Genomic DNA, 12,411 nt, shown 5'->3' on the forward strand with positions numbered 1-12,411 from the left:
ACAGATTGAATTTTAATGTTTTAAAGTCATTTCTTCATTACTCCTCCGCCGGACGGTCCGCTTCGGGAGTGGCGTCATTCCCGGTTGCAGCGACCTCTGCGGATTGTACTTCTTCGTCTTCATCGCCCGCTGCCGGTACGGCCATCACCGAAGCAATGGCGTCGCCCTCGCGCAGGTTGATGATACGCACGCCCTGCGTCGCGCGGCCCGCAAGGCGGATCTGCGACACTGCCGTACGTATGGTAAGTCCCGAACGGTTGATAATCATCAGGTCGTTGTCGTCCGTAACGGCCTGAATGGAGATAAGTTTGCCGGTTTTCTCCGTTACATTGATCGTCTTCACACCCTTGCCGCCGCGGTTGGTGATGCGGTATTCGTCCAGATCGGTACGCTTGCCGTAACCGTTCTCGCTCAGCACCAGTACGTCCTGCTTCGAATCGGGTTCGACACATATCATGCCGACCACTTCGTCGCTCTCCTCGATCGAGATGCCGCGGACACCCGCACCGACACGTCCGATAGGACGCACCGTGCTCTCGTTGAAGCGGATGGCCTTGCCGTCGCGGGCCGCGATCATCACCTCGGCCTGACCGCTGGTGAGCTTGGCCTCGATCAGCTGGTCGCCTTCGCGGATGACGATGGCGTTCACGCCGTTCTGACGCGGACGCGAGTAGGCTTCGAGTTTGGTCTTCTTGATCGTACCGTCCTTGGTACACATGATGATGAAGTTGTTGTTGACGTACTCCTCGTCGTTCAGACGCTTGACGTTGATGTAGGCGCGGACCTTGTCGTCGGGTTCGATCTGGATGACGTTCTGGATGGCACGGCCCTTCGAAGAGCGGGCGCCTTCCGGAATCTCGTACACCTTGAGCCAGAAGCAGCGGCCCTTCTCCGTGAAGAAGAGCATCGTATTGTGCATCGAGGCCACGTAGATATGTTCGATGAAGTCTTCGTCGCGCGTGGCGCTGCCCTTGGCGCCGACGCCACCGCGGTTCTGCGTGCGGTACTCGGCAAGCGGCGTACGCTTGATATAGCCCATGTGCGAAATGGTGATGACCATGTCGTCGTCGGCGTAGAAGTCTTCGGGGTTGAACTCCTCGGAAGAGTAAACGATCTCCGAGCGGCGTTCGTCGCCGTATTTCTCCTTGATTTCGAGCAGTTCGTCCTTGATGATCTGCATCTGCATGCCGACGTTTTCGAGCACCTCCTTGAGGTAGGCGATCTGCTTGGTAAGTTCGTCGCGCTCGGCGATCAGCTTGCCGTATTCGAGTCCGGTCAGGGCGCGCAGGCGCATCTCGATAATGGCGGAAGCCTGAATGTCGCTCAGGTTGAAACGCTCGATCATCGTCTGCTTGGCGGCGTCGGGCGTCTGCGACGAACGGATGATGTGCACGATCTCGTCGATGTTGTCCTGCGCGATCAGCAGACCCTGCACGATATGCAGGCGTTCCTCGGCCTTCTTCAGGTCGAAGCGCGCACGGCGCACCACCACGTCGTGGCGGTGATCGACGAAATGCTTGACCAGATCGCGCATCGGCAGCATCTGGGGACGGCCGTTCACCAGCGCGATATTGTTCACTGCAAACGAAGTCTGCAGCGGCGTATTCTTGAAGAGCGTGTTCAGCACGACGCTGGCGACGGCGTCGTGTTTGAGAATGATGATGATGCGAAGGCCGTTGCGGTCCGATTCGTCGTTGATGTAGGAGATGCCCTCGATCTTCTTCTCGTTGATCATGTCGGCGATCTTCTTGATCATCTCGGCCTTGTTGATCATGTAGGGAATCTCGGTGATGACGATGCACTCGCGGCCGCTGGGGGTATGTTCGATATCGGTCTTGGCGCGCATCATAACGCGGCCGCGGCCCGTAAGCATCGCCTCGCGGACACCCTCGTAGCCGTAGATGATACCTCCCGTCGGGAAGTCGGGGCCCTTGATATACTGCAGCATCTCCTCGCCCGTGATTTCGGGATTGTCGATATAGGCGCAACAGGCGTCTACGACCTCGCTCAGGTTGTGCGGGGCCATGTTGGTGGCCATGCCGACGGCGATACCGCTCGCGCCGTTGACGATCAGCAGCGGAATCTTGGTGGGAAGCACCGTGGGTTCGGGAATCGTATCGTCGAAGTTGAGCGTCCAGTCCACGGTCTCCTTGTCGATGTCGGCCATCACCTCGTCGGTGATCTTCTTCATGCGGGCCTCGGTGTAACGCATGGCCGCAGGCGAGTCGCCGTCCATAGAACCGAAGTTACCCTGACCGTCGACCAGCGGATAACGCATCGACCAGTCCTGAGCCAGACGCACCATGGCGTCGTAGACCGACGTATCGCCGTGGGGGTGGAACTTACCGAGCACGTCGCCGACGATACGGGCCGACTTACGGGTGGGCTTATCGGAGTAGAGGTTGAGCTCCGCACTCATATCGTAGAGGATGCGGCGGTGTACGGGCTTCATGCCGTCGCGCACATCGGGAAGCGCGCGCGACACGATGACCGACATCGAATAGTCGATGTACGCCGACTTCATCTGCTCTTCGATATTGATAGGAATGATACGTCCTACCAAACCGGCATTCTTTTCTTCTTCAGTTAGCATCTTGTCTCTTGAAATTACGGTCTTTTAACGAACAAAAATACGATTTATTTCCGATCTGAGCAACTTTAGGGCGATAAATCTGACGCCGGTGCACAAGATTTCCGGACCGGCACCCCGTTTTTGCCCCTTTTCCGCCGATCTGACGGCCTGAAAAAAATCTCCCGACGAGGTGTCGGGAGAAAACGAGCCTGTTTGCAGCCGGGCGAGAGCCGGCGGCCGCGGCCGGGTGGGGGCGCATGCGTTTTCAGACGCCGGAGAAAAAGTCGGAAAAAACGATTTCCGGGAAGCACGCCCCGCTTTTTTGCCGTTTCGGGAGGATTTTTTTACCTTTGCGGCTTCGACCCGAATTTTATGACCCGAATCAATACCCCCAAAGAGGTCCTCGCGCTGGCCGGAAGCTCCGCGGCGGACAAACTGCAAAATACGGCCGGCAAGACCCTCATACTCGCATTTCTGGCCGGCGCATACATCGCCATAGGCGGCCTGTTCTCGCTGATGGCGGGATTCGGGTTCCCCGGAGCGGCCGAAGCGCCCGGATTCCAGCGCCTGCTGTCGGGCGCGGTATTCCCGCTGGGGCTTATACTGGTGGTATTCACCGGAGCCGAGCTGTTCACGGGCAACAACGCCGTACTGATGCCGGGGGCGCTCGCCCGCCGGTACGGCTGGGGCAAAGTAGCGCGCAACTGGACGCTCGTGTGGATGGGGAATTTCGCAGGGGCGCTCTTCTTCACCTATTTTATGGTGGTTCTGCCCGGCGTGCTGTCGTCGGAAATGTGGCGGGAAGCGGCCTGCAATATTGCGCAGGCGAAGGTATCGCTGCCGTGGAGCACGGTTTTCCTACGCGGCGTGGGCGCCAACTGGCTGGTATGTCTGGCCGTATGGCTCGGAATGAGCGCCAACGACGTGCCGGGACGTATGCTGGGGCTGTTTTTCCCGATCATGTGCTTCGTGGTGATCGGCTACGAACACTGCATCGCCAACATGTTCTTCATCCCGCTGGGCATGCTGCTCGGCGCACCGGTATCGGCGGCGGAGCTGTTCGCCGGCAATCTGGTTCCGGCCACGCTCGGCAACATCGTGGGCGGCGGGCTCTTCGTGGGCGGGCTGTACTGGTATCTCAACCGGAAATAAGCGGCAGGAAATTCCTGCGGCAGCAGGGACGCGGCAGTCCGGCGCGCAATCCGGGGCATGAGCCGTCACATACGCACGCCGTTCGTATCCACTAAGTGTATCCACGGAAAGTATCCGCCGGAGTATATCCGCGCAGGCGTATCAGCGGAAGTCGATAAATTCGTAACCTTTGTAGTCCCCTTTGGAGAAGGCTTTGAGCGGCGTGTCGAGCGGGGCAACGCCGAGAACGGCGATGCCGACCTGCTCGCCGTCGTAATCGTAGCGGAGCGATTCGGGGCGCATCGCGGCGGTATCGACCGTAACGAGAATCTCCCCGGCGGGCGAGGCGTCCGCCGAAGTCGGGGTCAGCCGCACGACGGCCCGGCCCTCCGCGTCGCTCACCAGCGAGGGGGCATACTGGGTGCCGATGAAGTCGAAGGCATGGGCGGGGTTGCTGAGCAGATTACGGCTTGAAGTATCCACGTCGTCGATGGTCACTTCGCGGCGGCGGTTGTCGATCTCGTAGCGGATTTTGCCGTCGCAGTAGACCTCCGCCTCCCCCACCGCGATATAGTAGTTTTCACCCTCGACGGCATAACGGCCGCGGGTGGTGTATTCGTCCGAGCTGACCTCGAACGTCACTCCGTAAGCGCCCAGCGCACGGAATCCCGCAGCCAGTTTTTCGAGAATCTCAGCGGCCCGTCCGTCGGCAGAAGGCTCAAGGGCGGCAACCGCCGCGGAGGATGCGGGAGATGCAGCAGCAGCCGGAACGCCGGACCGGAAGAAATCACCTGCGGCCGCAGGAACAGCGGATACGGTGGTTTCCGGGAAAACCGCACGAAGACCCGACGCGGCTTCGGCAGACACTGAGGAAACAGCGGACATGAAAGTTTCGGCTGACGCTGAGGAAACAGCGGACGCGGCGGTTTCGGCTGACACCGAGGAAACAGCAGACGCAACAGCTTCGGCAGACGACGAGACAACAGCAGATGCAATGGTTTCGGCTGACGCTGAGGAAACAGCGGACGCGGCGGCGGTTTCGGTTAGGGCGGCGGTTTCGGAAAGCATCCCGCGGGCGGCGGCCGTCCGGGCCGCTGACAGCAGCACTATTGCGAACAAAAGTCGTTTCATGGGCGTAAGCATCAGAATAAACCGAGGTCCTGCAGTTTGGCTTCGAGCGACGGCAGGTCGTGGAACAGAATGTCGCGCGGCTTGGCCCCCTGCTGGCGGCCGACGATGCCGGCACGTTCGAGCTGCGTCATGATGCGACCGGCGCGGTTGAAGCCGACTTCGTAGTTGCGCTGGATCATCGAGGTCGAAATATTGCCGCCCGAAACTGCGTCGCGGGCGATCTCGGCGAAGAGCGAGTCGTATTTCACCGGAGCGGACTCCTCGCTGCCCAGACTGCTGCCGCCGCCGTCCGCATCGGGCGTATAGTCGGGCAGCGGGTAGGCTTCGGTATAGCCCTGCTGGCGGGAGATGTAATCGACGACGCGCTCCACCTCCTTGGTCTCGACCAGCGCACACTGGATACGGGTCAGCTCGCCGTCCTTCGAGAAGAGCATGTCGCCGCGTCCGATCAACTGGTTGGCGCCCGGCTGGTCGATGATCGTGCGCGAGTCGATCATCTGCATCACGCGGAAGGCGATACGGGCCGGGAAGTTGGCCTTGATACCGCCCGTAATGACCTTCACGTCGGGACGCTGCGTGGCGATGATCAGGTGGATGCCGATGGCGCGGGCTTTCTGCGCCAGACGCATCACGGGTACCTCGACCTCGCGGGCGGTCATGATCAGGTCGGCGAACTCATCGACGACGACGACGATATAAGGCAGGTAACGGTGGCCGTTATGCGGATTGAGCCGCCGGGAGGTGAACTTCTCGTTGTATTCGGCGATATTGCGCGCCCCGGCCTTCTTACAGAGTTCCAGACGGTTGTCCATCTCCGTACAGAGCGAGTTGAGCGCATAGACCGCCTTACGGGGATCGGTGACGATCGCATCGTCTTCCGACTCCATCTTGGCGAGGAAATGCCGTTCGATCTTGGCGTAGAGCGAGAATTCGACCATCTTGGGGTCGATCATCACGAACTTCAGCTGCGCGGGGTGTTTGCGGTAGAGCAGCGAGGTGATGATCGCATTGAGTCCCACCGACTTACCCTGACCCGTGGCGCCCGCGACCAGCAGGTGCGGCATCTTGGCCAGATCGAAGACGTAGTTTTCGTTCTGGATCGTGCGGCCGATCACCACCGGAAGCTCGGCCTTCGACTCCTGAAAACGCAGCGAACGCACGGCGGAGTACATCGACACCACCTGCTTGTCGCGGTTGGGGACCTCGATGCCGATGGTTCCCTTGCCGGGAATGGGCGCGATGATGCGGATACCCAGCGCCTTAAGGCTCTGGGCTATGTCGTTTTCGAGACTCTGGATCTTCGAAATCTTGACGCCCTGCGCCTGCACGATCTCATAGAGCGTGACCGTGGGACCGACGGTGGCCTTGATACGCTGGATCGGAATGCCGAAATTCTTGAGCGTCTCCTCGATGCGGGTCTTGTTGTCGAAAATCTCCTCGTCGCTAACCTCCGAATCGGACTGGTAGTCCTCCAGAAGCGTCACGGGCGGCTTGCTGTAGTTCACGAGGTCCTTCAGCGGATCGTAGCTCTCGGTCGTGATCGCCCGTTCGTCGACCATGCGGGCCTCGTTGGCTTCGACCGTAACGACGACGCCTTCGGCACCGGCCGAACCCGCGGAAACAGATGCGTCGGCGGGTGCGGATTCATATTCGGGCACGGAGCCAGCTCCATGCGCAGGCGCATCTCCGGATGCGGAAGCAACCGCGGCGAGAGATGCGGGGCCGGAAAGGGATTCGGAACCGGAAAGGGATTCGGGAGCGGCTCCGGCGAGGGCAGCCGGGGAAGATGCGCCGGCATCTCCGCCTACGGTAAGTTCGGTGAACGGGCCGTCGGAAACGGGCATATTGCGGACCGGAGTTCCGGCGGAGGGTGCGGCCGAGGGTGTCGAGGGACGCTCCAGCTCGACGAGTCCGCCGGGGCCGAGCACCAGCCGCCCTTCGGGACGCGAGAGGTCCACTTCGATAAATTCGCCGTCCTCGTCGGTCTTTACCGCGGATTCCGCTTCGCGGGCGGGTTCCGAGCCGACGGGGGTACCGTCGGACGAGATTTCGACGAAGGGATCGTCCTCTTCGCCGCGGACGATCTGCGTTGCGGCTGCTTCCGGCTCACGGGCGGGACGTACGATTTCGGGGTCCGGCGTACGTGCGGCGCGCGGCGTTTCAGGCTCCGGCACGCGCACGGCGCGCGGCGTTTCGGGTTCGGCCGCACGCTCCGTTCCGGCTGCCCCGGCGGCATCCGGCGCGGCCGGCGTCGCGGCAGCAGAAACGGCCCCGTCGGCCTCCTCGGCATGGAGGTGTCCCGGAACGACCTTATGCTTGACAATCTCGACGATCCGGCCGCTCTTGTCCACCATGACGTTGCCCGCGCGATTGACCTTGTTGATGAAATTGCGGTTGATGAAGACGCCCGTCAGTATCCAGCAACCCACGAGCAGGATAAGCGTGCCGAAGACGCCGATATGCGTGTGCAGCAGGGCGCCGGTCTCGATGCCGAAAGCGCCGCCCCACCCCGTCGAGCTGCAAAGGCTCCACTTGTCGCCGAAAGCGAAGCCCAGCGTCAGCGAGCCGAGGATCATGATCAGGAAGAGCGAGAGAATCGAATGGTTGAACAGCAGCGGACGCTGGCGGATGATCCGCACGCCGACGAGAATGATCATCGTCGGAATCAGGATGCCGAAGACGCCGAACGAATTATCGACCAGCAGGCGTCCCAGCTTCGCGCCCGCCCAGCCGCAGAGGTTCTCCGGCTCGACGCCCAGCGTCAGCCGCTCCTCAGGCGAGAGTTGCAGGCCGCTCTGGTCGGCAGCCCAGCTGAAGAACGAAAACAGCACGGACGACGCGGCAAACACGCCGACGAACAGCAGCAAAAGGCCCGCGATCCAGCGGGCGCTGTCGCTGTTGGAGCGTTCGATGCGCTGACGTCCGTTTTTAGAAGCAGTTGTATTTGTCGTATTTTTAGATGCCATCTCGTGTTGCGCTTGATTTTATCAAGCGAAGTTACGCATTTTTTTCGACATTCGGGGTATCAGGGGGAACTTTATTGAATCCCGCTTCCGCTCAGAGCGACTCCGCGGCCTTATGTTCCAGACGCAGGCGGTAGCTTTCGCCGGCGAAGGTGCGGAACGTATAGGAGGGGACGTGGTCCGGGGCGGCGTGCAGGCCGTACTGGTCGAGCAGCTGGACGACGCGGCGGGCGACGGCGGGCGACGGATCGACGATTTCGACGCCGCGGCCCGCGACGACGCGTTCCAGCACGGGAAGCAGGAAGGGATAGTGCGTGCATCCCAGCACGATCTGGTCGGCGCCGTGTTCCAGCATCACCGCGACGGCATCGCGGACGGCCTGCTCGGCTTCGGGCGTCGATTCGCGGTCGCTCTCGACCAGTTCGACGAAACCGCGGCCGGGGGCGGTGATGAGTTCGACGCCGCTGCCGTATTTGGCCGCCGTGCGGCGAAAAAGTTCGCCGTCGAGACTCCGCTCGGTGGCCAGCACCCCGACCACCCCGCTGCGGGTATTCAGGCAGGCGGGTTTCACGGCCGGCTCCATGCCCACGATCGGCATCGGGGCGTATTTCTCCCGCAGGAAGTCGATTGCGGCGGCCGTGGCGGTATTGCAGGCCACGACAACCATCTTGCACCCCTGCGCGACGAGGCTGGCGACGGCCTCGTCGGCAAGCCGCCGCACCTCCTCGCGGGGGCGCGATCCGTAGGGGCAGTTTTTGCCGTCGCCCAGATAGACGAGCGATTCGGAGGGCAGCATGCGCCGCACCTCGCGCCAGACGGTCAGTCCGCCCAGCCCCGAATCGTAAACACCTATGGGAGCATCGTTCATTCGCTTCTGTGTATTTGTCACTCCGTCCGCTTTGGGGAAAGCAACCGCCGCGGAGGGAGGTTATTCGTTCTGCATCGTGTGTCGAAGGATCGTTTCGACCACCTCGTCGTCGGACAGCTCGCCGCAATCGACGATCAGCTGCGCCTGCGCGTAAAACGGTTCGCGCGCAGCCATGTCGCGGCTCATGAATTCGACCAGTTCGGCGTCGCCCAGCCCCCGCAGGCGGGGGCGCTTCTGCCGTCCGTAAGGGCTTAGCCGCCGGGCGATCTGCTCCGCCTCGCGGCGCAGGTAGACCGTAAATCCCGCGGCGTTCATGCGGGCCATGTTGTCGCGCCAGACGGGAAGACCTCCGCCCGTGGAGACCACGGCGGCGGTTCCGGCGAGCGTCTGTTCCAGCACTTCGCGCTCCACCTCGCGGAAACGCTCCTCCCCTTCGTAACGGAAAACATCGGCCACGGAAGCCCCCTCGCGCCGTTCGATCAGCGCGTCGGTGTCGGCGAACTCCGCACCCAGACGGCGTGCGAGCCTGCGTCCGAGGGTGCTCTTGCCGCACCCCATGTAACCGATCAGAAAAAGAGGTTTCATCGTCAGGGGTTAAAACAGATTCAGCTGTTCGGGGTCGATCACCTCGTCGGCATCGCCTTTGGCGCGTTCGATTTCGAACTCCACGCCGCCCGAAGTCGTGCCCGTACGGGGCAGGCCGGCGGGCGACGCGGGCGTTTTCTTCGGAGCGGAAGCCTTCGCGGCGGGGTTGTCTTTCACGGCCGAGTCGTCTTTCGCGGCAGGATTATCCTTTGCGGCAGGAACGCCGTCCGCCGCAGACTTGTTCCGAGCAGGGGCGGATCCGGCCGGGACGCCCGGCGCGGAAGGAGTTTCCGCAGCGGAAGAGGCCGGCGCAAAGGCCGGGCCGGCCGTGGCGGAATTCGCACCGGAAGAGACGGCAGAACCAACTCCACCGGAAAGTGCTGCGGCGTCGATCGCGCCGCGATCAGCCGCATCACCGTTCGAACCGCCCACCGCACCGTTGTCCGCACCGTTGCCGGAACCGCCTTGCGCTCCGCCGAAAGCACCGCCGCCGGAGGGCGTATCGTCGGGCACGTCGTCGCCGTCGTCGTCCGAAGGTTCGGGTTCGGGTTCGGGAGGCAGTTCGGGTTCGATGAAGCGCAGCGCGGCGACGTCGTAGGTCGTCAGGCGCTTGCCCTTGGCGCGGTGGCTCTTGACGCCCACGAATTCGTCCACGTCGATCTCGTCCGCAGGGCGCGACGCATGCGCGCCCTTGTAGGTGATTTCGAGCTTGGCGCCCGTGCGTTCCGTCACGGCGACCAGATCGGCCTGCCCCTCCTCGTCGAGGAAGAACTGCATCTTGTCGCTCATCTCGGCCGTGAAACGCTTCATATAGTAGTACTGCTGCGAGCGGTCGTAATAGCAGATGCTGTAGATGCGGTCGGCTTCGTAACGGCTCACGCGCACGGTTTCGTCGGGAAAGTGCTGGCCGAGATCGTAACCCGTGATGTAGTACTGGTTCTTGGAGGTCCAGACGATGATCTTGTCGTCGCCCTTGAACTCGCCCAGCAGCGTGCCGCGGCCGTCGGCGTTCAGGCGGCGGACATCCTCGTCGAACCAGACGTTCTGGCCGCCGAGCGTCGAAGTACCGCGCTCCTTGAGGACGATCTTGTGGATGCCGTAGCGCGAGAAGAGATTGCCCTGACTCTGGCGCCCCTTGATGGCGAGGGTCGAGAAGTCGAGGTCCACGATCACCTTCTTGAGACGCGGACGGGGCTTGAAGTAAATCTTGAGCACCTCGGCCTCACCGTTCGGATTGACAGACATATAGAGTATCTCGCTCTTGGGCGTGCCCTTGGTGATGTCGTACTCCTTGTCGCGCGTGATGGCCTTGATGGCGCAGCGCTTCATCATGATCGGGCCGTTCTTGCCGTCGCGGTACAGCACGTTGTAGATCGTGCGCTCGTCGTTGCGCTTGAAGACGCCGATATAATAGATGCCCTTCTCGAAGAAGGCCTTGTCGCTGACCTTGGTGATGACGTAACGGCCGTCCTTGGTGAAGACGATCACGTCGTCGATGTCCGAGCAGTCGCAGACCAGCTCGGCGTCCTTCATCGACTTGCCGATGCCGAAGAAGCCTTCGGCGCGGTCCACGTAGAGCTTGGCGTTGGTCACGGCGACCTTCGTGGCTTCGATATTGTCGAATTCGCGCAGTTCGGTCCTGCGCTCCCGGCCCTTGCCGTACTTGTCGCGGATACGCTCGTAATAGGCCACGGCGTATTCGGTAAGATGGTTCAGATCGTACTGCGTGGACTTGATGTCCTCCTCGATCTGACGGATTTCATTGTCGGCCTTGTCGCTGTCGTAACGCGAAATACGGATGAACTTCAGCTCCGTAAGCCGCTGCACGTCGGAGAGCGTCACCTCGCGGCGGAGCAGTTTCTTGAACGGCTCCAGCCCCTTGTCCACGGCGGCGTAGGCCTCCTCGCGGCTCTTGCTGCCCTCGATGAGCTGGTAGAGCTTGTTCTCGATGAAGATGCGTTCGAGCGACGCGGCGTGCCACGCTTCGTTCAGCTCGCCGAGCCGGATCTCCAGCTCGCGGCCCAGCAGCCATTTGGTATGCTCGGCCGAGCGGCGCAGGATTTCGCTCACGCCCAGAAAATGGGGCTTGTCCTCCCAGATCAGGCAGGCGTTCGGGGCGATCGAGACTTCGCAGTCCGTGAAGGCGTAAAGCGCGTCGATGGTCTTGTCGCTCGACTCGTCGGGCGAGACCTGAATGACGATCTCGACCCGGTCGGCCGTATTGTCATCGACCTTCTTGATCTTGATCTTGCCCTTGTCGTTGGCCTTGATGATCGAATCCTTGATCGACTCGGTGGTCGTGGTATAGGGAATTTCGGTGATGGCCAGCGTACGTTTGTCGATCTTCGAAATCTTGGCGCGGACCTTCACAGCACCGCCGCGAAGACCGTCGTTGTAACGGCTCACGTCGGCCATGCCGCCCGTCGGAAAGTCGGGGTAAAGCTGGAATTCGCGGCCCTGAAGATGGGCGATGCAGGCGTTGATAAGCTCCACGAAGTTGTGGGGCAGGATTTTCGACGCCAGACCTACGGCGATGCCGTCCGAGCCCTGCGCCAGCAGCAGCGGGAACTTGATCGGCAGCGTGACCGGCTCCTCCTTGCGGCCGTCGTAGGTAAGCATCCACTCGGTGGTCTTCTTGTTGAAGACCACTTCGTTGGCGAATTTCGAAAGGCGGGCTTCGATATAACGGCCCGCGGCGGCTTCGTCGCCCGTGAGGATGTTGCCCCAGTTGCCCTGACAGTCGATCAGCAGGTCCTTCTGGCCCAGCTGGACCAGCGCATCCTTGATCGACGCGTCGCCGTGCGGGTGGTACTGCATGGTCTGGCCCACGATGTTGGCCACCTTGTTGTAGCGGCCGTCGTCCACGACCTTCATGGCGTGGAGGATGCGCCGCTGAACGGGTTTCAGACCGTCTTCGACATGGGGCACGGCGCGTTCGAGGATCACGTACGAAGCGTAATCCAAGAACCAGTTCTTATACATGCCCGTCAGTTTGCGCACGCCCCCCTCGTCCTGCGTCAGCCGGTCGAATTTGCCCGCCTTGCCCTGAGGCCCGGCGGCCGGGGTTTCGTCGGCTGCCTCGTCGGCCGTTTCCGGGGTCGATGCGTCCTCGTTGAGCGGCTCTTCCCGCCCGATGATATCTTTTTCTTCTGCCATATTCC

At 61.7% G+C, this 12,411-nt stretch carries 7 protein-coding genes; 1 reads left to right on the plus strand and 6 read right to left on the minus strand.

Annotated features, from left to right (window positions below; genetic code table 11):
• Positions 1 to 37 precede the first annotated feature (37 nt).
• Entirely contained in the window at positions 38 to 2,593 is a 2,556-nt protein-coding gene (gene gyrA / locus HMPREF9720_RS02265) for a DNA gyrase subunit A (RefSeq protein WP_009596570.1), read from the minus strand.
• 351 nt (positions 2,594 to 2,944) lie between these two features.
• On the opposite strand from gyrA, the gene HMPREF9720_RS02270 reads away from it, so the two are divergent.
• Positions 2,945 to 3,724, plus strand: a complete 780-nt coding sequence (locus tag HMPREF9720_RS02270) for a formate/nitrite transporter family protein (protein ID WP_039939620.1) — start codon at positions 2,945 to 2,947, stop codon at positions 3,722 to 3,724.
• A gap of 141 nt (positions 3,725 to 3,865) precedes the next feature.
• On the opposite strand, the gene HMPREF9720_RS02275 is transcribed toward HMPREF9720_RS02270, so the two are convergent.
• From HMPREF9720_RS02275 to HMPREF9720_RS02295, 5 genes are all read right to left on the minus strand, one after another.
• Positions 3,866 to 4,588: a hypothetical protein gene (locus tag HMPREF9720_RS02275; protein ID WP_009596579.1), complete on the minus strand. Its 723-nt coding sequence runs from the start codon at positions 4,586 to 4,588 to the stop codon at positions 3,866 to 3,868.
• Positions 4,589 to 4,845: 257 nt separating this feature from the next.
• Complete coding sequence (locus tag HMPREF9720_RS02280) at positions 4,846 to 7,800, minus strand: DNA translocase FtsK 4TM domain-containing protein (protein WP_009596549.1); 2,955 nt, start codon at positions 7,798 to 7,800, stop codon at positions 4,846 to 4,848.
• A gap of 91 nt (positions 7,801 to 7,891) precedes the next feature.
• Complete coding sequence (murI, locus tag HMPREF9720_RS02285) at positions 7,892 to 8,665, minus strand: glutamate racemase (protein ID WP_009596574.1); 774 nt, start codon at positions 8,663 to 8,665, stop codon at positions 7,892 to 7,894.
• 60 nt (positions 8,666 to 8,725) lie between these two features.
• Positions 8,726 to 9,250 (minus strand): shikimate kinase, encoded by a 525-nt coding sequence (locus HMPREF9720_RS02290; protein ID WP_009596530.1) that lies wholly within the window; start codon positions 9,248 to 9,250, stop codon positions 8,726 to 8,728.
• A gap of 9 nt (positions 9,251 to 9,259) precedes the next feature.
• On the minus strand, positions 9,260 to 12,406 hold the full coding sequence (locus HMPREF9720_RS02295; protein WP_009596559.1) for a DNA gyrase/topoisomerase IV subunit A: 3,147 nt from the start codon (positions 12,404 to 12,406) through the stop codon (positions 9,260 to 9,262).
• Between the last annotated feature and the right edge of the window lie 5 nt (positions 12,407 to 12,411).

The organism is Alistipes sp. HGB5 (genome assembly GCF_000183485.2).
GTDB classification, from domain to species: Bacteria; Bacteroidota; Bacteroidia; order Bacteroidales; family Rikenellaceae; genus Alistipes; species Alistipes finegoldii.

What these genes read in the sequence shown, in the direction of transcription:
- gyrA (WP_009596570.1), bottom strand. Translation starts at nt 2,593, where the DNA reads ATGCTAACTGAAGAAGAAAAGAATGCCGGTTTGGTAGGACGTATCATT.
- HMPREF9720_RS02270 (WP_039939620.1), top strand. Translation starts at nt 2,945, where the DNA reads ATGACCCGAATCAATACCCCCAAAGAGGTCCTCGCGCTGGCCGGAAGC.
- HMPREF9720_RS02275 (WP_009596579.1), bottom strand. Translation starts at nt 4,588, where the DNA reads ATGTCCGCTGTTTCCTCAGTGTCTGCCGAAGCCGCGTCGGGTCTTCGT.
- HMPREF9720_RS02280 (WP_009596549.1), bottom strand. Translation starts at nt 7,800, where the DNA reads ATGGCATCTAAAAATACGACAAATACAACTGCTTCTAAAAACGGACGT.
- murI (WP_009596574.1), bottom strand. Translation starts at nt 8,665, where the DNA reads ATGAACGATGCTCCCATAGGTGTTTACGATTCGGGGCTGGGCGGACTG.
- HMPREF9720_RS02290 (WP_009596530.1), bottom strand. Translation starts at nt 9,250, where the DNA reads ATGAAACCTCTTTTTCTGATCGGTTACATGGGGTGCGGCAAGAGCACC.
- HMPREF9720_RS02295 (WP_009596559.1), bottom strand. Translation starts at nt 12,406, where the DNA reads ATGGCAGAAGAAAAAGATATCATCGGGCGGGAAGAGCCGCTCAACGAG.